Genomic DNA, 22,612 nt, shown 5'->3' on the forward strand with positions numbered 1-22,612 from the left:
AGGCGCGTCACGCGTGCGCCACGCACGTCGCGGCCCACGGGACGGCGGCGAGGCGCGCCTCGGGGATCGGTTCCCCGCCGACCGCGCAGCGGCCGTAGGTCCCGGCCTCGAGCCGCGCCAGCGCGGCGTCCACCTGCCGGATCCGCTCGCGGGCGTCGTCCCGCACGGCACCGAGCGAGCCGCGCTCCCACGCGAGGGTCGCACCCTCAGGGTCGTGCTCGTCGTCCGAGTTGGCGTCCTGCCGGGCGTCGCTGACGTCCCGCATGCTGCGCTCGACGTCCGCGAGGAGCCGCTCGCCTCGCGCCCGCTCCGCGACCAGTGCCTGACGGGGGTCGTCCATGCTGGTCACCGTAGTCGGCCCGGAATGACCGTGCCGTCGGATGCGTTCGTATCGACATGACGAAGATCGGGTTCCTGTCGTTCGGACACTGGCGCGACGTGCCGGGGTCGAAGGTGCGCAGCGGCCGAGAGGCCCTCGTGCAGGCGATCGACCTCGCGGTGGCCGCCGAGGAGGCCGGGGTCGACGGCGCCTACTTCCGCGTCCACCACTTCGCGCCGCAGCAGGCGGCGCCGTTCCCGCTGCTCTCCGCGATCGCCGCCCGCACCAGCCGCATCGAGATCGGCACCGGCGTCGTCGACATGCGCTACGAGAACCCGCTGTACATGGCCGAGGAGGCCGCCGCCACCGACCTCATCTCAGGTGGCCGACTGCAGCTCGGCGTCTCCCGTGGCTCACCCGAGACCGCCCTCGCCGGTTACCAGCAGTTCGGGTACGTGCCCGACGCGACCGACACGAACGGCGGCGACCTGGCGCGCTCCCACACCGACGTGTTCCGGCGCGCGATCGCCGGCGAGCCGATGGCGAACGCGAATCCCCAGATGACCGGATCGGTCGGGTCGCTCGCGATCTCCCCGCTGTCCGAGGGCCTCGGCGACCGCATCTGGTGGGGCGCCGGCACCCGTGCGACCGCCGAGTGGACGGCCGAGCAGGGCATGAACCTCATGTCGTCGACCCTGCTCACCGAGGACACCGGGGTGCCGTTCGACGAGCTGCAGGCCGAGCAGATCGCACGGTTCCGGTCGACCTGGAGCGAGATGGGCTGGGAGCGGACCCCGCGGGTCAGCGTGAGCCGCAGCATCATCCCGATCACCGACGACGAGTCGCGGCACTACTTCGGCGTCCGGGCACAGGTCGAGGGGCAGGACCAGGTCGGGCACCTCGACGGTGGGCTCGCCCGGTTCGGCCGTTCCTACATCGGGTCGCCCGAGCAGCTGGTCGACGAGCTCGCGGCGGACCAGGCGGTGCGTGCTGCCGACACCGTGCTCGTCACGGTGCCGAACCAGCTCGGCGTGGACTTCAACGCGCGGCTGCTCGCCGCCGTGAAGGACGTCATGCGCGAGGTGGACGCGGCGGCCGTCCCGGCCTGACCGGGGTCTGAGCCACGCGACTGGTCCCCCTTCCTGCCGACACCCGGGCTGGGACTGTGGCCGGTTCCCGCACTCCAGTACCGTCGGTGTGCACCTTCCCCCGCACCCCGAGGAGCACCCCGTGACGCTGCCGGCCGCCGGCTGGTTCCCCGACCCGCAGGACGCGAGCCGCCTGCGCTGGTGGGACGGGCGCGCCTGGGGAGCGGCGACGCGCGTGCTGCCGAGCCGGACCGAGCCGATCGTGCCGGTGGTCGTCGCCCCGGTGGGTCCGTCGTTCTCGGTGCACACCGCCTCGGTGCGGACCAGCGCCTGGGCGTCCGGAGGCTCGGGCGTGCACCGCTTCAGTGCGTTCTCGACGTTGGCGGTGCTGCTCGCGGTGGCGTCCGTGCTGCTCAACCCCTGGGGCGTCTGCAGTGCGGCCGCGATGGTGTCGGGGCTGCTCGGCGTCGTGCGACCAGGGGCGACCGGGGGCTGGCGGGTGCTGGCGCGGAGTGCTTCGGCGAGCGCCCTGGTCCTCGCGGTGGCGACGGCCGCCGTGGCAGCCTCCGCGCAGTTCCACCTCTTCTGAGCGGGCTGACGCACGCTCGTGCGTTCCGTCCGGCCATCGTGAGCACGAATGGTCGGGTCCGCGCCGGCAACCCGACCATCTCTGCTCACGAGACGCGCCCGCGCCCCGCGCCGCGCCCGCGCCCCGCGCCGCGTCCGCGCTCCCGCCGGGCCCGCCCGCGCTACCGCCGCGCCCGCGGGTGCGCCGTCTGGTAGACGTCGCGGAGCATGTCCGCCGTCACCATCGTGTAGATCTGCGTCGTCGCCACGCTCGCGTGCCCGAGCAGCTCCTGCACGACCCGCACGTCCGCTCCCCCCTCGAGCAGGTGCGTCGCGAACGAGTGTCGGAAGGTGTGCGGCGACACGTGCTCGGAGAGCTCCGCACGCTCCGCCGCGGCCTGGATCACGAGCCACGCGCTCTGCCGTGACAGCCGCGCGCCCCGGGCACCGAGGAACAGCGCCGGCGTCGACGCCCCCCGCGCCGCGAACACCGGGCGAGCCCGCACGAGGTACGCGTCGATCGCCGCCCGGGCGAAGCTCCCGAGCGGCACCACGCGCTGCTTGTTCCCCTTGCCGGTGACCTTCACGACCGAGAGCCCGTCGTCGGCCGCGGGCGCGGAGCCGTCGGACAGTGTCGTGACGTCGTCGACCGACAGCCCGACCGCCTCGGAGATCCGTGCCCCGGTGGCGTAGAGCAGTTCGAGCAACGCGCGGTCCCGCAGCCCCACGAGATCGTCGGCGGCGCCGCCGGACGCGTCGGGGGCTTCGGTCGCTCCAGCGGGGCTCGCCGCCTGGAGCAGCCGCTCCATGTCGTGCACGGAGATCGCCTTGGGCAGCCGCATCGGGGCCTTCGGCGGCCGCACGGACGCGCCGGGGTCGAGCTGGAGCCACCCCTCGCCGGCGGCGAACGCGGTGAACGACCGCACGGAGCTGAGCATCCGCGCGACCGACCTCGGCGCGAGGGGTCCGGACGGCCTGGTCGCGAGGTGCTCCACGAACCCCGCGAGGTCCGCGCGCGCGATCCTCCCGACGTCGTCGAGCACCGCAGGTCCCCCGGCGCGGTCGGCACCCTCCGACTCCACGACCGGAGCCGTCGCGAGCCACGACGCGAACGTCAGCAGGTCCCGCCGGTAGGCCGACAGCGTGTGCTGCGAGAGGCCCCGTTCGATCGCGATGTGCCGCAGGTACGTCTCCGTGGCACGCTCGAACGGGATCACTCCACGAGGCTAGCGCCGCCGGTGCACCGTCAGTGCAGCGACCCGTCCGGCTCCCCCAGGCGGAACCCGGTGAAGGTCACGGTGAGGCCCGCGCGTGACGGTGCCGCGCACAGCAACCCCGCCGAGACGTCGGCCCCGGGATCGAGGTACGCCACCCGAACGAGCCGCGGTGGCTCGTCGTCCGCCCACGCCCGGATCGTGACGGCGTCGCCGTCGCGGCTGGCCCGCACGGTGACCGTCCGCCCCGTCCACTCCGCGACCGGAGCGACCGACCAGTCCGACCAGTCACGTGTGACGACGGCGCCGACCTGCGGCGTCCCGTCGGCGAACTCGACGCCGGCCTTGATCCAGTTCCGGTCGTCCACCCGCAGGAACACCCCCGCCTGGTCGAACTGCTCCGTGTAGTCGAGCACGAACGACACCTCGACCGAGAACGGTCCGTCGGTGGGTCGGAGCAGCGCGTGCTCGGAGTCGTGGACGAACCCGTACGAGGTCGTCCGCCAGGCGTCGCTGCCCTCGACGGCGGTCACCCGCAGGACGTCGCCGTCGAACTCCGCCGCGACGGGGTCGTTGGTCCACCGGCCCCCGTCGACGAGCGCCGCGAGGCTCATCGCGCGCGCCGTTCGAGTGCGTCGACCGCGAGGACGGCGACGACGAGCCCGGAGTTGTGCAGCCGACCGTCGAGGATCGCCGCCACCAGCTCGTCCCGCGGCACCCACCGCTTCACGATGTCCGCCTCCTCCGCCTCGCGCTCGAAGGCCGTCGCGGTGGGTCGCACGCCGCGGGCGCGGAAGACCTCGAGGAACTCGTCGCTGCCGCCGGAGGACGTGTTGTACGTCACGAGCGGTTCCCAGTCGTCGGCCTCGAGGTCGGCCTCCTCCGCCAGCTCGCGCTGCGCCGCGGTCAGGTGGTCCTCGCCCGCCATGTCGAGCAGCCCCGCCGGCAGCTCCCAGTCGCGCATCCGCACCGGGTGCCGGTACTGCTGGATGACGAGCACGCGGCCCTCGTCGTCCTCTGCGTAGACCGCGACGGCACCGGTGTGGTCGATGTACTCCCGCACCATCGTCTCGTCGTGGTACGCGATGCTGTCGCGGCGCACGTCCCAGACGGCGCCCTCGTAGACGACGGTGGAGTCGGTGACCTCGAAGGAGGCGGGTTCGTCAGCGATGGGTGCGTCAGTCACGCGCCCATCCTGGCACGCGCCTCCGACGCGACGACACGGCAGACGGGAGGCGCGGTGCCAGCTGGCACCGCGCCTCCAGTCAGAGACCGCGCGCGTTACGCGACCTGCTCCTCTTCCTGCGGGTCGAAGAGGCTCGACGCCTCGTGCCGCTCGATCGCGGCACCGACGAGCCCCGCGAACAGCGGGTGCGCGTCCGTCGGGCGCGAGCGCAGCTCGGGGTGCGCCTGCGTCGCGATGTAGAACGGGTGCACCTCGCGCGGCAGCTCGACGTACTCGACCAGCGTGCCGTCGGGCGACGTGCCCGAGAACACCAGGCCGGCGTCCGCGATCTGCTCGCGGTACTTGTTGTTCACCTCGTAGCGGTGACGGTGGCGCTCGGAGGCCTCGGGAGCGCCGTACAGCGACGCCGCGAGCGATCCCTCGGTGAACGTCGCCGGGTAGAGGCCGAGGCGCATGGTGCCGCCCAGGTCGCCGCCCGCGATGATGTCCACCTGCTCCGCCATGGTCGCGATGACCGGCGTCGAGGTCTCCGGGTCGAACTCGGTGCTCGACGCGTCGGTCAGTCCGACCTCGTGGCGGGCGTACTCGATGACCATGCACTGCAGGCCGAGGCACAGACCGAGCGTCGGGATGCCCTGCTCACGTGCGAACTTCAGCGCGCCGAGCTTGCCCTCGATGCCACGGACGCCGAACCCACCGGGGACGCAGATGCCGTCGACGTCGCCGAGCTGCTTCGCGGCACCCTCGGGCGTGGTGCAGTCGTCGGACACGACCCACTTCAGCGTGACCTTGGCGTCGTGCGCGAACCCGCCGGCACGGAGCGCCTCGGTGACCGACAGGTACGCGTCCGGCAGGTCGATGTACTTGCCGACCAGGGCGATCGTGACGTCCTTCTTCGGCTCGTGCACGGCACGGAGCACCGGGGTCCACGCGGTCCAGTCGACCGGACCGGCCTCGAGCTTCAGCGCGTCGACGATGACCTGGTCGAGCCCCTGGTTGTTGAGCAGCGTCGGGAGGTCGTAGATCGACGGCACGTCCACCGCGTTCACCACGGCGTCCTCGTCGACGTCGCACATGAGCGCGATCTTGCGCTTGTTCGCGTCCGACACCGGACGGTCGCTGCGGAGGACCAGCGCGTCCGGCTGGATGCCGATCGAGCGGAGCGCGGCCACCGAGTGCTGCGTCGGCTTCGTCTTCTGCTCACCCGAGGCGTTCATGAACGGCACGAGCGACACGTGCACGAAGAACACGTTGTTGCGGCCGAGTTCGTGGCGCACCTGCCGCGCGGACTCGATGAACGGCTGGGACTCGATGTCGCCGACGGTGCCGCCGACCTCGGTGATGATGACGTCGGGCTGCGGGTCGTTCTGCGCCTGCTCACGCATCCGCCGCTTGATCTCGTCGGTGATGTGCGGGATGACCTGCACGGTGTCGCCGAGGTACTCGCCCCGACGCTCCTTCGCGATCACCGTCGAGTAGACCTGCCCGGTCGTGACGTTCGCGGCCTGCGACAGGTTGATGTCGAGGAAGCGCTCGTAGTGCCCGATGTCGAGGTCCGTCTCCGCACCGTCGTCGGTCACGAAGACCTCGCCGTGCTGGAACGGGTTCATGGTGCCCGGGTCCACGTTGAGGTACGGGTCGAGCTTCTGCATGACGACCTTGAGGCCGCGAGCCGTCAGGAGGTTGCCGAGGCTGGCCGCCGTCAGCCCCTTGCCGAGAGACGAGACGACCCCGCCGGTCACGAAGATCTGCTTCGTCACCTTCGGGGTCGCGTTCGAAGAATTGGTACCGCCGCTGAGAGTGTCCGCCACGGGATTCCATCGTACGTCAGAACTGCCGGGAGGCGCGACCTCGGTTCGCCGCGGGCGTTGCGCGCGCGCGTGCGCGGGCCGCGCCGGCCGCGCCGGCCGCACCGTGCGCGCTCCGCCATTCCGTGCGAGGTTGCACGCACGGTGCCCGACTACAGCCCCGCACCATGCCGCGAACCCAGCACCAGCCGACGACCGACGCACCGTGCGGAGCTGCCCGGCCCGCACGCCGCTCGCCGCACCGTGCGTGCTCCGCCATCCCGTGCGAAGTTGCACGCACGGTGCCCGACTACAGCCCCGCACCATGCCGCGAACCCCGCACCAGCCGACGACCGACGCACCGTGCGGAGCTGCCCGGCCCACACGCCGCCCGCCACCCCGTGCGAGGTTGCACGCACTGTGCCCGCCTACAGCCCCGCACCATGCCGCGAACCCCGCACCAGCCGACGATCGACGCACCGTGAGGGGCGGGCGTGAGCAGCGCCTCCTGGATCGGCGTGTGGAGACGCGCTCAGGCCTTCTGGCCGGCGACGTCGAGGAGCTCGCGCGCGTGCTCGATCCCGCTCGCACTGTCACCGAGACCCGAGAGCAGGCGTGCCATCTCCTGCAGGCGGTCGTCGCCCTCGAGGCGACGGACGCTCGACGACGTGACTGCGCCGCTCGCGTCCTTCACGACGTTGAGGTGGTTGTTCGCGAACGCCGCGACCTGCGCGAGGTGGGTCACGACGATGACCTGGGTGCGTTCGGCGAGCTTCGCCAGACGACGGCCGATCTCGATCGCCGCGGCGCCGCCGACACCGGCGTCGACCTCGTCGAAGACGAACGTCGGGACCGTCGTGCTGCCCGCCATGACCACCTCGATCGCGAGCATCACCCGGGAGAGCTCACCGCCCGAGGCGCCCTTGCCGATCGGCCGGGGATCGGTTCCGGAGTGCGGTTGCAGGAGGATCGACACCTGGTCGCGTCCGTGGCGTCGGTAGTCGCCGGCGTCGGAGACCTCGACGACGAGGGTCGCTCCGGCCATCGCGAGGGACTTCAGCTCGGCGGTGACCCGCTTGGCGAGGTCCTTCGCGGCCTTGGACCGTGCCGCGGTCAGCGCGGCTGAGGCGTCAGCGAGGGCGCGCTCGTCCTGCTCGACCGCCTGCTGCAGGGCGACGATCCGGTCGTCGTCCCCGTCGAGCTCGAGGAGACGGTCGCTCGCCCGCTGACCGTAGGCGATCACGTCGTCGACGGTCTCGCCGTACTTGCGGGTGAGACCGGCGAGCAGCGACCGACGTTCGTTGATGAGTTCGAGGTCGTGACCGGCGTCCGGTTCGAGCGAACCGAGGTAGCTCGACAGGCTCGCCGAGGCCTCGGACGCCTGGATCCCGAGTTCCGTCAGCTGCTCGAGCACGGGCTGCAGCTCGGCGTCGGACGACACGACCCGTTCGATCGCCCGGCGGGCGGACTCGACCAGCCCGACGACGTCCTGCACGCCGTCGAGGGACTCGCTCGACAGCGCTTCGTGCGCGAGCCCGGCGGAGAGCCGGAGCTCTTCGAGGTTCCCCAGTCGCTCGGCGCGGTCGGCCAGCTCGACGTCCTCGCCGGGCTGCGGGTCCGCGGCCTCGATCTCGTCGGAAGCCGCACGGACGCGCTCGGCCTCGGCAACGCGGTCGTCGCGGTCCCGGGTGAGCGTCTCGAGGTCGCCGGTGTGCTGCTGCCAGGTGTCGTACGCCCGCACGTACGCGGCGAGGACCTTCTCGAGCGCCGCACCGCCGAACCCGTCGAGGGCCGCACGCTGTGCGGTGGCCGAGGTCAGGCGGATCTGGTCGGACTGCCCGTGCACCGTGACCAGCTGGTCCGCGAGCTCGCCGAGCACCGCGACCGGGGCACTGCGCCCGCCGACGGTCGCGCGACTGCGCCCCTCGGCAGAGACGGTGCGCGTCAGGATGAGTTCGCCGTCCTCGACCGTGCCGCCAGCGTCCTCGACGCGTTCGGCGACGGCGTCGTGCTCCGGCACGTGCCACCGACCCTCGACCACTGCGGTCGAAGCACCCCGTCGCACCGAACCCGCATCGGCCCGCGCACCGAGGAGCAGACCGAGGGCGGTGACGATCATCGTCTTGCCCGCGCCGGTCTCGCCGGTGACCACGGTGAAGCCGGGCCCGAGCTCGAGGGTGGTCTCGCCGATGACCCCGAGGTCCGAGATGGAGATCTCCTCGATCACAGCGTGTCCTCGTCGTCCTGCTGCGGGCCGCGCCACCCGGCGACGGGCAGCTGGAACTTCGCGACGAGTCGGTCGGTGAACGGGGCGTCCTTGAGCCGTGCGACGCGCACCGGATCCGGCGAACGTCGGACCTCGACGCGAGCGCCGGGCGCGAGGTCGTGGGTCCGTCGGCCGTCGCACCACAGCACGCCGACGCCGCTCGTCCGACGGAGCACCTCGATCGCGAGCGTGCAGTCCGGTCCGACCACGATGGGCCGTGCGAACAGGGCGTGGGCGCTCAGCGGCACCATGAGCAGGGCGTCGACGTCCGGCCAGACGATCGGCCCGCCGCCGGAGAACGAGTACGCGGTGGAACCGGTCGGTGTCGAGACGACGACACCGTCGCAGCCGAACGAGGACAGCGGGCGACCGTCGACCTCGGTCACGACCTCGAGCATGCGTTCGCGGGAGGCCTTCTCGATGGTCGCTTCGTTGAGCGCCCAGGAGGAGTAGACGATCTCGTTGCCGACGACGACGTCGACCTGGAGTGTGACGCGTTCCTCGACGTGGTAGTCGCCGGACAGTGCCCGTTCGACCGTCGCGCGGAGGCCGTCCCGCTCGCTCTCGGCCAGGAACCCGACGTGTCCGAGGTTGACCCCGACGATCGGAGCGCCGGTCCCGCGCACGAGTTCTGCGGCGCGGAGGATCGTGCCGTCTCCCCCGAGCACGATCACGATCTCGAGCTGGTCGGCGTGGACGTCGACACCGAGGATGTCCACCTGTCCGACAGAGGCCTCGGCACGACGGATGTCGGCGTACTCGTCGAACGGCATGACCGGAACGAGACCGGCGGCGTGCAGGAGGTCGCAGACCTCGACCGCAGCGTCGATCGAGTCACGGCGGCCCGTGTGGGACACCAGGAGGATGTGCCGGTCGTCGCTCATGCCGTCCCTTCCGTCAGTTCGGTCGCCCGGACGATCCATTCTGTCGGATTGGTACCGACATCCCGCTGGAAACGCGCCAGGTACTCGTGGTTGCCGTGCGTCCCGACGATCGGCGACGCTGCGAGCCCCGACGTGCCGAGCCCGAGGTCCCATGCCGCCCACAGCACGTTCATGAGCGCGTCGTTCCGGAGTGCCGGGTCGCGGACGATGCCTTCTCGGACGCCGCTCCGCCCGACCTCGAACTGCGGCTTCACGAGCAGGACGAAGTCGTCGGCGGGGACCGACTCGACCAGCGCGGGCAGGACGAGCCGGAGCGAGATGAACGACAGGTCCCCCACCACGAGACTCGTCTCGGTGGCGGCGGGGTCGAGTGCCCGGAAGTCGTCGGCCGTCAGGTTGCGTGCGTTCGTCCCTTCGACCACGACGACGCGGGGGTCGAGGGCAACCATCGGGTCGAGCTGCCCGTGCCCGACGTCGAGGGCCACGACGCGGCGAGCACCGCGGCTGAGGAGCACCTGCGTGAACCCGCCGGTGCTCGCACCGACGTCGAGCGCGACGCGGTCGGCGGGGTCGATGCTGAACGTGTCGAGCGCGGCAACGAGCTTCAGTGCGGCGCGGGACACCCACTCGTCCGCACCGTCGACGTGGATCGACGCCGACGGCCGCACCGACGCGGACGGCTTGACCACAGGGGTCCCGCCGACCGTCACGCGACCGTCCTGGATCAGCTTCGAAGCCGCGGTGCGGGACTTCGCGAGCCCACGCGCAGCGAGGAGGGAGTCGAGTCGGACCGGGCGCTCGTCCTGCAGGGTCTCGTCGGAGTGGGCGTGCTCGTCAGGCACTCGTGCTGCCGCCGCTCTCGAGGCGGGTGCGGAGCTCGTCGTGCAGCGCGGAGAAGGCGTCAGCGCGCTCGGTCAGCGGCAAGGCCTCAGCTGCCTCGGTGCGGTGCGCGAAGCGGTCGCGCTCGACGGCGTCGTCCGGCGCCGTGGGACCGGCCGCCGGCGCAGTGCCCGCTCCGTCGTCGAACGGCTCGCGCACGGGGTCCTGCTCGTGGTTCGACACCTCGGCCACGCTACTCGCCGCCGTACAGCTTCGGATCGACGTCGAGGCCGTAGATCGCGAGCCCGGACTCCCAGATGAGCGCGGTGCCCGCGCGGAGCAGGTCGATCGCGTCGCCGTCGTCCAGGACACGCACGACGTGCCCGCGCATGGCGACGGTCACCGCTCCGACGGTCGCGTAGCGGGTGCCGTCCGGATCTTCACGCCGGACCGTCACCGGGTACGGCTCGGAGAGGCCACGGAGGTCGTCGAGGATGAACGTGGGTCGCGAACGCTGATCGGCGGCGAGGACCTGCTTCGCCTTGTCGATCCCCGTCAGCACGAGGACGCTGGGGATCCCCGCGTCGTTCGCCCCCTTGATGTCGGTGTCGAGGCGGTCGCCGATGAACAGCGGGTGCTCACCGCCGAACCGCGCGAGCGCCGCGTCGAAGATCGGTCGCTCCGGCTTTCCGGCGACGACGGGCATCCGACCGACTGCCTGGTGGACGGCCGACACCAGCGTGCCGTTGCCGGGCGCGATGCCGCGCTCGACGGGGATCGACCAGTCCATGTTCGTGGCGACCCACGGGACGTCCGGGTCGGCCAGGGCGAACGACGCTTCGGCGAGGTGCGTCCAACCGAGGTCCGGCGAGAAGCCCTGGATGACCGCGGCCGGGGAGTCCTCGGCGCTGGAGGTCACCGTGAAGCCGGCAGCCTCGACGATGCTCGTCAGGCCGAGGCCGCCGGTCACCAGCACGGTCGACCCGGCCGGGACCAGGGTCTCGAGCAACCGGACCCCGGCTTGCGACGACGTCACCACGTCGTCCTCGGACACCTCGAGCCCGTAGCGCTCGAGGTGTTCCGCGACGTCGACGGGTCGACGCGAAGCGTTGTTCGTGATGTAGCCGACGCGCGCGTGCAGCGAGGCACGGGTCAGCGCCTCGACTGCGTGCGGGATGGCGTGCCGACCGCGGTACACGACGCCGTCGAGGTCGGTGAGGACGACGTCCACACCGTCCGTCGGCGGCTTCGGGACGTCAGTCGGCTGCGGACCCGTCGACGTCGGCGGGGTTGTCGTCGTCGAGCTCGCCGGGCTCGTCGCCGGCTGGCTCGTCGTCGTCGGGCTCGTCACCGAGCGGCTCGTCGGCGAGTTCGGCGTCGGGCTCGTCGTCGACGGCTCCGGCGAACTCGTCTGCGGATCCTTCGACCTCGAGCGTTTCCTCGACCACATCAACTGTCTCCCAAGCGTTCTCGTCGGCGACCTCGGCAAGCGCCGCTGCCGCACGATCGACACGGGCCCACCACTCGTCGGCCTCGTCCTGACGGCCGAGCTCCTCGAGCGTGGCCGCGTAAGCACTGTAGAGCGCCGGGGACCAGCTGTAGGCAGTGGACGGGTCGAGCTGTGGAATCTCCAGCTCACCGAGCGCGGCTGTGGGATTCCCGAGGTCGAGTCGTGCGCCGGACATCGCGATGGCCAGTTCGACCTGGACCGCGGTGTCGAGCGCCGCACGGTCGACGGACCGACCGAGCTCGAGCGCCCGCTCGGGCCGGCCGAGCCCACGCTCGCAGTCGACCATCATCGGCAGCTGGTCGTTCCGGCCGGAGATGCGACGGTACGTGCGGAGTTCTCGCAGCGCCGTCGCGAAGTCGCCGAGCCGGTACGCCGTGATGGCTGCGGTCTCGCGGACCACACCCACCCGTCCGGCACGACGGGCAGCGCTCAGGGCGTGCTGGTTCGCGGTCTCCGGGTCCTCGTCGACCAGGAGCGCGGCTGCCACGAGGTGACGGGCGACCCAGTCGGCGTTGTCCTTGCTGAGCGTCTTGAGCTCGGCCCGGGCGACCTTGTCGAGGTCGCGGGCCTGGATGTCCTCGGGGATCTCCGGGTCCTCGTGGCGGGGACGGATCGACTTGGTGCCGTAGGGGTCCCGGTCCTCCCAGTCGTCCCGCGAGGCCTCGCCGAAGCGAGCGCCGGCGTGACGGCTGCCGTCGCCGAAGCGCTGACGGTCGTCGCCGCCTCCGCGGTCGCGGTCCTGGCCGCCGCGGAACGGACGGTCACCGTCACGACGCGGACGATCCCCGTCGCGGGCGGGACGGTCGGAACGGAACGGACGGTCACCATCGCGACGCGGACGGTCGTCGCCGCCACGGAACGGACGGTCACCGTCACGACGCGGACGATCCCCGTCGCGGGCGGGACGGTCGGAACGGAACGGACGGTCACCATCGCGACGCGGACGGTCGTCGCCGCCACGGAACGGACGGTCACCGTCACGACGCGGACGATCCCCGTCACGGGCGGGACGGTCGGAACGGAACGGACGGTCACCATCGCGACGCGGACGGTCGTCGCCGCCACGGAACGGACGGTCGCCGTCACGACGCGGACGATCCCCGTCACGGGCGGGACGGTCCGAACGGAACGGACGGTCGCCGTCGCGGGCAGGACGGTCCGAACGGAACGGACGGTCGCCGTCGCGGGCAGGACGGTCGGAACGGAACGGACGATCGCCATCGCGACTCGGACGGTCGTCGCCCCCACGGAACGGACGGTCCCCGTCGCGGGCCGGACGATCCGAACGGAACGGACGATCACCGTCACGACGCGGACGATCGCCGTCACGAGCAGGACGATCCGAACGGAACGGACGATCACCGTCACGAGCAGGACGATCACCATCGCGACGCGGACGATCGTCGCCCCCACGGAACGAACGATCACCATCACGGGCAGGACGATCCGAACGGACCGGACGGTCACCATCACGACGCGGACGATCCGAACCACGCGGACCATCGCCGCGAGGAGGCCGGCTCGAGTCGTCACGATCCCCGCGCCACGCGGGACGCCGTCCCCCGTCGCGGAACGGACGGTCGCCGTCCCGGAAGGAACGAGCACCGTCGCGCGACGGACCGCCGCTGCGAGCCGGACGGTCACCGTCGCGACGAGGAGCATCGCGACGCTCCCCCTCACGGCGCTCGAAGTCACGAGGGCCGGACGACCAGCGGTTCCCGCCGTCGCGCCGAGGGGCACGGTCGCCATCGCGACCAGATCGGTCTCCGCGATCGCCGTCGTTCCGCCGCTGATCGTCGTCGTTCGCCACCGTTGCTCCTCTGTGCGTGCCCGAGCGCTCGCCCAGGCCATCGTCCGCTGTGTCGTTGTGTTGGCGCTGCACGGTACCGCCCGCGCGCGCCCAGTCCATCACGAACGGGCGTGCGAGTCGAGCGACCTGCAGCAGAAACAGATGTGGCCACCGGCCTCCCGAGAACGAGGGTCTCCCCTGCGAGTTCTCGATGGAGGGCCGATGGCCACATCTTCTAACGTTGAGTCCGGCGGCGTCCTACTCTCCCACAAGGTCCCCCTTGCAGTACCATCGGCGCTGAGAGGCTTAGCTTCCGGGTTCGGAATGTGACCGGGCGTTTCCCTCTCGCTATGACCACCGGAACACTTTCGACCCAATCCTGGATCAAAACTGTTCCCCAGCTGTAGCTGAAGTATTCAGTTTGATTCCCGATCGTCTGTCGGGAACCACAAAGTGGACGCGAGCCCCACACCGTGAGGTCTGGGAAATAATTGTGTTGTCAAGTCTTCGGCTTATTAGTACCGGTCAGCTCCACGGGTCGTTAGTCCCCGCTTCCACATCCGGCCTATCAACCCAGTAGTCTGCTGGGAGCCTCTCACACTCAAGGTGCATGGAAATCTCATCTCGAAGACGGCTTCCCGCTTAGATGCTTTCAGCGGTTATCCGGTCCGAACGTAGCTAATCAGCGGTGCCCTTGGCAGAACAACTGACACACCAGAGGTTCGTCCATCCCGGTCCTCTCGTACTAGGGATAGATCTTCTCAAATTTCCAACGCGCGCAGCGGATAGGGACCGAACTGTCTCACGACGTTCTAAACCCAGCTCGCGTACCGCTTTAATGGGCGAACAGCCCAACCCTTGGGACCTACTCCAGCCCCAGGATGCGACGAGCCGACATCGAGGTGCCAAACCATGCCGTCGATATGGACTCTTGGGCAAGATCAGCCTGTTATCCCCGAGGTACCTTTTATCCGTTGAGCGACAGCGCTTCCACAAGCCACTGCCGGATCACTAGTCCCGACTTTCGTCCCTGCTCGACCTGTCAGTCTCACAGTCAAGCTCCCTTGTGCACTTACACTCGCCACCTGATTGCCAACCAGGTTGAGGGAACCTTTGGGCGCCTCCGTTACTCTTTGGGAGGCAACCGCCCCAGTTAAACTACCCACCAGGCACTGTCCATGAACCCGATCAGGGTCCTACGTTAGACATCCAGAGTGACCAGAGTGGTATTTCAACAACGACTCCACGAACACTAGCGTGCCCGCTTCACAGTCTCCCACCTATCCTACACAAGCCACACCGAACACCAATACCAAGCTGTAGTAAAGGTCACGGGGTCTTTCCGTCCTGCTGCGCGTAACGAGCATCTTTACTCGTAGTGCAATTTCGCCGAGTTCGCGGTTGAGACAGCTGGGAAGTCGTTACGCCATTCGTGCAGGTCGGAACTTACCCGACAAGGAATTTCGCTACCTTAGGATGGTTATAGTTACCACCGCCGTTTACTGGGGCTTAAATTCAGAGCTTCGCCCAAAGGCTAACCCTTCCTCTTAACCTTCCAGCACCGGGCAGGCGTCAGTCCGTATACATCGTCTTGCGACTTCGCACGGACCTGTGTTTTTAGTAAACAGTCGCTTCCCACTGGTCTCTGCGGCCTTCAACGCTCACGGAGCAAGTCCGGTCACGTGTCCGGCCCCCCTTCTCCCGAAGTTACGGGGGCATTTTGCCGAGTTCCTTAACCACGATTCTCTCGATCTCCTTGGTATTCTCTACCTGACCACCTGAGTCGGTTTCGGGTACGGGCGGCTGCAACCTCGCGTCGATGCTTTTCTCGGCAGCATAGGATCACTGATTTCCCCTTACGGGTACGCGTCGGATCTCAGGCGTACAGACGACGGATTTGCCTATCGTCAGCCCTACATCCTTACACCAGGTTCACCTTACGGATACCATCGCCTGGCTCAGCTACCTTCCTGCGTCACACCTGTTCATACGCTAGCCGCACCAGCATGGGGTCGAGCGTTAGACCGGCCCGCATCACCCCGAAGGGATCCGCTGGTCCGGGTTAGGACTCTTAGCACCACTGGATTAGCTTGGGCGGTTGTTCGCCGGTACGGGAATATCAACCCGTTGTCCATCGACTACGCCTGTCGGCCTCGCCTTAGGTCCCGACTTACCCAGGGCGGATTAACCTGGCCCTGGAACCCTTGGTCTTTCGGAGGACGGGTTTCTCACCCGTCTTTCGCTACTCATGCCTGCATTCTCACTCGTGTAGCGTCCACGGCTGGATCACTCCGCCGCTTCACTCGCCACACGACGCTCTCCTACCACTCCGCACGACTGAACCACGAAGGCTTATCGAGTGTGCGAAATCTACAACTTCGGCGGTGTGCTTGAGCCCCGTTACATTGTCGGCGCGGAATCACTTGACCAGTGAGCTATTACGCACTCTTTCAAGGGTGGCTGCTTCTAAGCCAACCTCCTGGTTGTCTATGCAACTCCACATCCTTTCCCACTTAGCACACGCTTAGGGGCCTTAGTTGGTAGTCTGGGTTGTTTCCCTCTCGACGATGAAGCTTATCCCCCACCGTCTCACTGCTGCGCTCTCACTCACCGGCATTCGGAGTTTGGCTGACGTCAGTAACCTGTTGAGGCCCATCGGCCATCCAGTAGCTCTACCTCCGGCGAGAAACACGCAACGCTGCACCTAAATGCATTTCGGAGAGAACCAGCTATCACGAAGTTTGATTGGCCTTTCACCCCTATCCACAGCTCATCCCCTCCATTTTCAACTGAAGTGGGTTCGGTCCTCCACGACGTCTTACCGTCGCTTCAACCTGGCCATGGATAGATCACTTCGCTTCGGGTCTAGGACATGCGACTGAATCGCCCTATTCAGACTCGCTTTCGCTACGGCTACCCCACACGGGTTAACCTCGCCACATATCACTAACTCGCAGGCTCATTCTTCAAAAGGCACGCCGTCACCCCTACAAGGAGGCTCCGACGGTTTGTAAGCAAACGGTTTCAGGTACTATTTCACTCCCCTCCCGGGGTACTTTTCACCTTTCCCTCACGGTACTTGTCCGCTATCGGTCATCTGGGAGTATTTAGGCTTATCAGGTGGTCCTGACAGATTCACACGGGATTTCTCGGGCCCCGTGCTACTTGGGATACACATCCGGCCATAACACCATTTCGTCTACGGGGCTGGCACCCACTACGGCCCGGCTTTCAAACCGGTTCGACTATGATGCGCTGTAACCGCCCCAGTCCGGCAGAACTGAGTGACGTGTCCCACAACCCCGACCATGCAACGCCCGCCGGCTATCACACATGATCGGTTTAGCCTCATCCGCTTTCGCTCGCCACTACTCACGGAATCACATGTTGTTTTCTCTTCCTGTGGGTACTGAGATGTTTCACTTCCCCACGTTCCCTCTACCCGCCCTATATATTCAGGCGGGAGTCACCAGGTCGACAAGTCGCCTGGCGGGGTTTCCCCATTCGGAAATCCTCGGCTCACAGCTCGATTATCAGCTCCCCGAGGCTTATCGCAGATTTCTACGTCCTTCTTCGGCTCCAGATGCCAAGGCATCCACCGTTTGCTCTTAGAAACTTGACCACAAAGATTAAAATTGCGATCGACTCGACACCAGGCCACCCCGAAAGATGACCATCGTCTCGAGCGATCTAAGATGCTCGCGTCCACTGTGTAGTTCTCAACATACGATCGGCACCACACTCCCCCAACACAACCGTGTCAGCTTCATGCGGCCCACCGAAGAACCCAACCAAAACCCGAAGGCCCCAGTCACGGCTCAACCCCCAACCATCACGGTCAGGAAGCCTGGTCCCTCAGGACCCAACAACGTGCACCAGCCACCTGCGCTCACCACCAACCCGTTCCAGACCCGCAAGCAGGTCGTACTGAGGCCGACAGCTACGCTGAAGACTGCACTGTCAATGTTCCACCCATGAGCTACCGGCGAGAACGTTCGTCTCGATCCGGCGCCTGGACCCATCCCACCCCGAAGGACACGACGAGCCAGATGCTCCTTAGAAAGGAGGTGATCCAGCCGCACCTTCCGGTACGGCTACCTTGTTACGACTTAGTCCTAATCACCGATCCCACCTTCGACGGCTCCTTCCACAAGGGTTAGGCCACCGGCTTCGGGTGTTACCGACTTTCATGACTTGACGGGCGGTGTGTACAAGGCCCGGGAACGTATTCACCGCAGCGTTGCTGATCTGCGATTACTAGCGACTCCGACTTCATGAGGTCGAGTTGCAGACCTCAATCCGAACTGAGACCGGCTTTTTGGGATTCGCTCCACCTTACGGTATCGCAGCCCTTTGTACCGGCCATTGTAGCATGCGTGAAGCCCAAGACATAAGGGGCATGATGATTTGACGTCATCCCCACCTTCCTCCGAGTTGACCACGGCAGTCTCCTATGAGTCCCCGCCATAACGCGCTGGCAACATAGAACGAGGGTTGCGCTCGTTGCGGGACTTAACCCAACATCTCACGACACGAGCTGACGACAACCATGCACCACCTGTACACCGACCACAAGGGGGCGACCATCTCTGGCCGTTTCCGGTGTATGTCAAGCCTTGGTAAGGTTCTTCGCGTTGCATCGAATTAATCCGCATGCTCCGCCGCTTGTGCGGGCCCCCGTCAATTCCTTTGAGTTTTAGCCTTGCGGCCGTACTCCCCAGGCGGGGCGCTTAATGCGTTAGCTACGACACAGAAACCGTGGAAAGGTCCCTACATCTAGCGCCCAACGTTTACGGCGTGGACTACCAGGGTATCTAATCCTGTTCGCTCCCCACGCTTTCGCTCCTCAGCGTCAGTTACGGCCCAGAGATCTGCCTTCGCCATCGGTGTTCCTCCTGATATCTGCGCATTCCACCGCTACACCAGGAATTCCAATCTCCCCTACCGCACTCTAGTCTGCCCGTACCCACTGCAAGCCCGAGGTTGAGCCTCGGGATTTCACAGCAGACGCGACAAACCGCCTACGAGCTCTTTACGCCCAATAATTCCGGACAACGCTTGCACCCTACGTATTACCGCGGCTGCTGGCACGTAGTTAGCCGGTGCTTTTTCTGCAGGTACCGTCACTTTCGCTTCTTCCCTACTAAAAGAGGTTTACAACCCGAAGGCCGTCATCCCTCACGCGGCGTTGCTGCATCAGGCTTTCGCCCATTGTGCAATATTCCCCACTGCTGCCTCCCGTAGGAGTCTGGGCCGTGTCTCAGTCCCAGTGTGGCCGGTCACCCTCTCAGGCCGGCTACCCGTCGTCGCCTTGGTGAGCCATTACCTCACCAACAAGCTGATAGGCCGCGAGTCCATCCCCAACCAAAAAATCTTTCCACCACCAGACCATGCGGCCGGCAGTCATATCCAGTATTAGACGTCGTTTCCAACGCTTATCCCAGAGTCAGGGGCAGGTTACTCACGTGTTACTCACCCGTTCGCCACTAATCCACCCAGCAAGCTGGGCATCATCGTTCGACTTGCATGTGTTAAGCACGCCGCCAGCGTTCGTCCTGAGCCAGGATCAAACTCTCCGTAAAAAATTACAGATCCGACACCCGAAAGCATCGAACCGAGTTGATTCTGACCGTTGACTGTCTACTGACAATCTTCAATCCAAAAGGAATTGTCTCCGACCCAACCTGCCGAAGCAGACCAGGCACGGGGTCAATAAATTGGCATTGACAATGTGCACGCTGTTGAGTTCTCAAGGACCAGACGCACTCCCCACTCGACCTCGAAAGAGGTTCCGCCAGAGAGGCATTTCGTCTCACCCCGAACAGACCACTTCGAGAGTGGATCGTCATCGGGATTCGTTGCCTGAGCGGGACCCCGTCCGGACTGCATCCCCGGGGCATTCGCCCTAGTGACCGTCTCGGCCGTTCCGTTCTCCGCCTCAGCGGCAACGAGTGATTACTCTACACACGCCCCGGGGGCCCCGCCAACCAGCCTGCCGCCCGGGCGTGTCGCACGGGCGGATCCCCGGAACGACGCGGATCAACGGCGAACGGCCCGCCCCCGTGCGGGGAGCGGGCCGTTCGGTGGTGCGGGTCAGAGCTTGGCGATGACCGGGTTCTTCAGGGTGCCGAGCCCCTCGATCGTCACCTCGACGACCTCGCCGTCGCGGATCTCGCCGACGCCGGCCGGGGTGCCGGTCAGGATGACGTCACCGGGCAGGAGCGTCCAGATCGACGAGACGAACTCGATGAGCGACGGGATGTCGTGCACCATCTCGCTCGTCGACCCCACCTGGCGCAGGTCGCCGTCGACGCGGGTCTCGATGCGGATGTCCGACGGGTCGATCTCGGTCTCGATCGCCGGGCCCAGCGGGCAGAAGGTGTCGAAGCCCTTCGACCGGGTCCACTGGCCGTCGCGGGCCTGCAGGTCTCGCGCGGTGACGTCGTTGGCGATCGTGTAACCGAGGATCACGCTCGCGAAGTCCTCGCGCGTGACGTTCTTCGCGAGGGACCCGATCACGATGGCGAGCTCACCCTCGTGGTCGACGCGCCCGACACCGGCGGGCAGGCGGATCGGGTCCTCGGGACCGATCACCGACGTGTTGGGCTTGAGGAACACCACGGGGTCGTCCCCGGAGCGCTCGTCCATCTCGGACGCGTGCTCGGCGTAGTTGAGCCCCACGCCGATCACCTTCGACCGCGGGATGACGGGGGCGAGGAGCTTGGCGTCGGCCAACGGCACCCGCTCCCCCGTGGTCTCGAACCCCTGGTACATCGGGTCACCGGCCAGCACGACCAGGTCGCGCTCGTCGAGGATGCCGTACCGGGGGTCTTCGCCCTTGCTGCTGAACCGTGCGATCTTCACCGTTGGAGCCTATCGACGTGAGGTGTGCGTTCAGACCGGGTCGGTCAGGCGCGTCATCCACCCGTGCGGGTCGGGACGGCGGCCGTACTGGATGTCCGTGAGCTCGTCGCGGAGGGACATCGTCAGTTCGCCGGCGCCCACGGTCGGCGAACCGATCGTGAAGCCGTCGCCGCGGAGTTCCGCGATCGGGGTGACGACGGCGGCGGTCCCGCACGCGAAGGCCTCGGTGATCGAGCCGTCCGCGACACCGTCGCGCCACTCGTCGAGCGTCACCCGTCGGCGTTCGACGCGCAGGCCGCGGTCTTCCGCCAGCTGCAGGATCGAGTCGCGCGTGATGCCCTCGAGGATGGAGTCGGAGTCGGGCGTGACGAGCGTGCCGTCCGCCTTCACCAGGACCACGTTCATGCCGCCGAGCTCCTCGAGGTACCTGCCCTCGACCGAGTCGAGGAACATGACCTGCTGGCAGCCGTGCTCGTATGCCTCCTGCTGGGGCAGGAGCGACGACGCGTAGTTGCCGCCGGTCTTCGCCGCCCCGGTGCCGCCCTTGCCCGCGCGGGCGTAGTTCGTCGAGAGCCAGATCGACACGGGCTTCGGCCCGGACGTGAAGTACGCCCCCGCCGGGCTCGCGATGCAGTGGTACGCCACCGCCTGCGCCGCGCGGACCCCCAGGAACGACTCGGTCGCGATCATGAACGGCCGCAGGTACAGGCTCGTCTCGGGCGCCGAGGGCACCCAGTCGACGTCGGTCCGGACCAGTTCGCGGATGGAGTCCACGAAGGTCTCGACCGGCAGCTCCGGGAGCGCGAGGCGACGGGCGGACCGCTGGAACCGCCGGGCGTTGGCGTCCGGCCGGAACGTCCACACCGAACCGTCCGCGTGCCGGTAGGCCTTCAACCCCTCGAAGATCTCCTGCGCGTAGTGCAGGACGCTCGCGCTCGGGTCGAGGCTGATCGGGCCGTACGGGTGGACCGATGCGTCGTGCCACCCGGCGTCCAGGGTCCACTGCACGGTCGCCATGTGGTCGGTGAAGTGCTTGCCGAACCCGGGGTCGGCGAGGATCTCCTCGCGCTCGGCTGCGGCGCGGCGCTCGGCCGACGGGGTGGTGGCGAACGCGAGTCCGAAGTCGGTGTCGGTGCTCATCTGGGGAGGCTCCTGTCAGGCGGTGGTGGTGCGCGCCGTTGCCGCGGCGGCGATGGCGTCGCCGATCTCGGCCGTGCGACGCTCGGAGGTGCCCCGGTCGGCGAGGTCGGCCTCGACCGCCCGCGTTACCGCCGACGCGAGGTCGCTGCGACCGATGTGGTCGAGCAGCAGTGCGACGGACAGGATGGCGGCCGTGGGATCGGCCTTCTGCTGACCCGCGATGTCCGGCGCGGAGCCGTGGACCGGCTCGAACATGCTGGGGAAGGTGCCGTCCGGGTTGATGTTGCCCGAGGCCGCCAGACCGATGCCGCCGCTGATCGCGCCGGCCAGGTCGGTGATGATGTCGCCGAAGAGGTTGTCCGTGACGATGACGTCGAACCTAGCAGGTTCGCGCACCATGTGGATGGTGACGGCGTCGACGTGCTGGTAGTCCACGGTGACGTCCGGGTACTCCGCGGCGACGGCCGCGACGGTGCGCTGCCACAGGGCTCCGGCGTGCACGAGCACGTTGCTCTTGTGCACGAGCGTCAGGTGCTTCCGGGGGCGGCGGTCCGCGAGGGCGAAGGCGTACCGGACGACGCGCTCGACCCCGTACGCGGTGTTCAACGAGACCTCGGTCGCGATCTCGTGCGGGGTGCCGACGCGGATCGCGCCGCCGTTGCCGACGTACGGTCCTTCGGTCCCCTCGCGCACGACCACGAAGTCGACGTCGCCGGGCGACGTCAGCGGGGTCGTCACGGACGGGTAGACCGCCGTGGGCCGGAGGTTGACGTAGTGGTCGAACGCGAACCGGAGCTTGAGCAGCAGCCCACGCTCGATGATTCCGCCGGCGAGCCGCGGGTCACGCGGGTCCCCGCCGACGGCACCGAGCAGGATCGCGTCGTGCGCGGCGATGGCGGACATGTCGTCCTCGGTGAGGATGTCCCCGGTCTCGAGGTACCGGGTGGCGCCCAGGGAGAACGGGGTCTCCTCGACGACGAGGTCGTCGGGCAGCACCGCGTGCAGCACCTTGAGCGCCTCGTCGACGACCTCGGGGCCGATGCCGTCCCCGCGGATGACCGCGAGCTTCACCGTCTTCGTCATGTCCGCCACTCCCCTACAGCGTGATGTCGATCTCGCGGAGCGACACCGCTTCGATCGTGGACCGGACGTGCTCGAGGATCTCGGGCCGGACGGGCG

Annotated in this window: 16 protein-coding genes and 3 rRNA genes; 2 read left to right on the forward strand and 17 right to left on the reverse strand. The window is 67.7% G+C overall.

The genetic code is table 11. The features are described 5' to 3' along the window. Positions 1–7: 7 nt before the first annotated feature. Positions 8–340, reverse strand: a complete 333-nt coding sequence (locus I5E_RS19645) for a TraR/DksA family transcriptional regulator (RefSeq protein WP_022908490.1) — start codon at positions 338–340, stop codon at positions 8–10. Between the two features lie 56 nt (positions 341–396). Here I5E_RS19645 and I5E_RS19650 point away from each other — a divergent pair, with 56 nt between their 5' ends. After that, positions 397–1,428: an LLM class flavin-dependent oxidoreductase gene (locus tag I5E_RS19650; protein ID WP_022908491.1), complete on the forward strand. Its 1,032-nt coding sequence runs from the start codon at positions 397–399 to the stop codon at positions 1,426–1,428. A 121-nt stretch (positions 1,429–1,549) separates the two neighbouring features. Then, positions 1,550–1,996 (forward strand): DUF2510 domain-containing protein, encoded by a 447-nt coding sequence (locus I5E_RS19655; RefSeq protein ID WP_022908492.1) that lies wholly within the window; start codon positions 1,550–1,552, stop codon positions 1,994–1,996. A 160-nt stretch (positions 1,997–2,156) separates the two neighbouring features. Here the strand turns inward: I5E_RS19655 and I5E_RS19660 are convergent, their stop codons facing one another. From I5E_RS19660 to I5E_RS19735, 16 genes are all read right to left on the reverse strand, one after another. Further along, on the reverse strand, positions 2,157–3,188 hold the full coding sequence (locus tag I5E_RS19660) for a site-specific tyrosine recombinase XerD (protein WP_031263261.1): 1,032 nt from the start codon (positions 3,186–3,188) through the stop codon (positions 2,157–2,159). Between the two features lie 32 nt (positions 3,189–3,220). Continuing rightward, the gene (locus I5E_RS19665; RefSeq protein WP_022908494.1) at positions 3,221–3,802 is read right to left on the reverse strand and encodes a DUF1349 domain-containing protein; all 582 of its coding nucleotides are present in this window, start codon (positions 3,800–3,802) and stop codon (positions 3,221–3,223) included. Further along, the gene (locus I5E_RS19670; RefSeq protein WP_022908495.1) at positions 3,799–4,374 is read right to left on the reverse strand and encodes an NUDIX domain-containing protein; all 576 of its coding nucleotides are present in this window, start codon (positions 4,372–4,374) and stop codon (positions 3,799–3,801) included. The genes I5E_RS19665 and I5E_RS19670 overlap by 4 nt, the downstream gene beginning before the upstream one ends. Before the next feature lie 95 nt (positions 4,375–4,469). Beyond that, the gene (locus I5E_RS19675) at positions 4,470–6,185 is read right to left on the reverse strand and encodes a CTP synthase (RefSeq protein ID WP_031263262.1); all 1,716 of its coding nucleotides are present in this window, start codon (positions 6,183–6,185) and stop codon (positions 4,470–4,472) included. Positions 6,186–6,693: 508 nt separating this feature from the next. After that, positions 6,694–8,388 (reverse strand): DNA repair protein RecN, encoded by a 1,695-nt coding sequence (gene recN, locus I5E_RS19680; protein ID WP_022908498.1) that lies wholly within the window; start codon positions 8,386–8,388, stop codon positions 6,694–6,696. Then, complete coding sequence (locus tag I5E_RS19685) at positions 8,385–9,311, reverse strand: NAD kinase (protein ID WP_031263263.1); 927 nt, start codon at positions 9,309–9,311, stop codon at positions 8,385–8,387. The genes recN and I5E_RS19685 overlap by 4 nt, the downstream gene beginning before the upstream one ends. After that, positions 9,308–10,153 (reverse strand): TlyA family RNA methyltransferase, encoded by an 846-nt coding sequence (locus I5E_RS19690; RefSeq protein WP_022908499.1) that lies wholly within the window; start codon positions 10,151–10,153, stop codon positions 9,308–9,310. Before I5E_RS19690 ends, I5E_RS19685 begins: the two co-directional genes overlap by 4 nt. Beyond that, positions 10,146–10,373, reverse strand: a complete 228-nt coding sequence (locus I5E_RS19695) for a hypothetical protein (protein ID WP_261975005.1) — start codon at positions 10,371–10,373, stop codon at positions 10,146–10,148. Before I5E_RS19695 ends, I5E_RS19690 begins: the two co-directional genes overlap by 8 nt. 10 nt (positions 10,374–10,383) lie before the next feature. Beyond that, positions 10,384–11,481, reverse strand: a complete 1,098-nt coding sequence (locus tag I5E_RS19700; RefSeq protein ID WP_022908500.1) for an HAD-IIA family hydrolase — start codon at positions 11,479–11,481, stop codon at positions 10,384–10,386. Further along, positions 11,387–12,127, reverse strand: a complete 741-nt coding sequence (locus I5E_RS22270; protein ID WP_042724099.1) for a hypothetical protein — start codon at positions 12,125–12,127, stop codon at positions 11,387–11,389. Before I5E_RS22270 ends, I5E_RS19700 begins: the two co-directional genes overlap by 95 nt. A 1,547-nt stretch (positions 12,128–13,674) precedes the next feature. Beyond that, positions 13,675–13,791: ribosomal RNA gene (gene rrf / locus I5E_RS19710) — 5S ribosomal RNA — on the reverse strand. Positions 13,792–13,924: 133 nt separating this feature from the next. After that, positions 13,925–17,051: ribosomal RNA gene (locus tag I5E_RS19715) — 23S ribosomal RNA — on the reverse strand. Between the two features lie 438 nt (positions 17,052–17,489). Then, positions 17,490–19,011 (reverse strand): 16S ribosomal RNA (locus I5E_RS19720). The 16S, 23S and 5S rRNA genes sit together here, the layout of an rRNA operon. 511 nt (positions 19,012–19,522) lie before the next feature. After that, the gene (locus I5E_RS19725) at positions 19,523–20,293 is read right to left on the reverse strand and encodes a fumarylacetoacetate hydrolase family protein (protein ID WP_022908502.1); all 771 of its coding nucleotides are present in this window, start codon (positions 20,291–20,293) and stop codon (positions 19,523–19,525) included. 30 nt (positions 20,294–20,323) lie between these two features. After that, entirely contained in the window at positions 20,324–21,433 is a 1,110-nt protein-coding gene (locus I5E_RS19730; RefSeq protein ID WP_022908503.1) for a branched-chain amino acid aminotransferase, read from the reverse strand. 15 nt (positions 21,434–21,448) lie between these two features. Further along, entirely contained in the window at positions 21,449–22,516 is a 1,068-nt protein-coding gene (locus I5E_RS19735; protein WP_031263268.1) for a 3-isopropylmalate dehydrogenase, read from the reverse strand. Positions 22,517–22,612: the final 96 nt, after the last annotated feature.

This window comes from Curtobacterium sp. B18 (assembly GCF_000333375.1).
Taxonomy (GTDB): Bacteria; Actinomycetota; Actinomycetes; order Actinomycetales; family Microbacteriaceae; genus Curtobacterium.

What these genes read in the sequence shown, in the direction of transcription:
- I5E_RS19645 (WP_022908490.1), bottom strand. Translation starts at nt 340, where the DNA reads ATGGACGACCCCCGTCAGGCACTGGTCGCGGAGCGGGCGCGAGGCGAG.
- I5E_RS19650 (WP_022908491.1), top strand. Translation starts at nt 397, where the DNA reads ATGACGAAGATCGGGTTCCTGTCGTTCGGACACTGGCGCGACGTGCCG.
- I5E_RS19665 (WP_022908494.1), bottom strand. Translation starts at nt 3,802, where the DNA reads ATGAGCCTCGCGGCGCTCGTCGACGGGGGCCGGTGGACCAACGACCCC.
- I5E_RS19685 (WP_031263263.1), bottom strand. Translation starts at nt 9,311, where the DNA reads ATGAGCGACGACCGGCACATCCTCCTGGTGTCCCACACGGGCCGCCGT.
- I5E_RS19730 (WP_022908503.1), bottom strand. Translation starts at nt 21,433, where the DNA reads ATGAGCACCGACACCGACTTCGGACTCGCGTTCGCCACCACCCCGTCG.
- I5E_RS19735 (WP_031263268.1), bottom strand. Translation starts at nt 22,516, where the DNA reads ATGACGAAGACGGTGAAGCTCGCGGTCATCCGCGGGGACGGCATCGGC.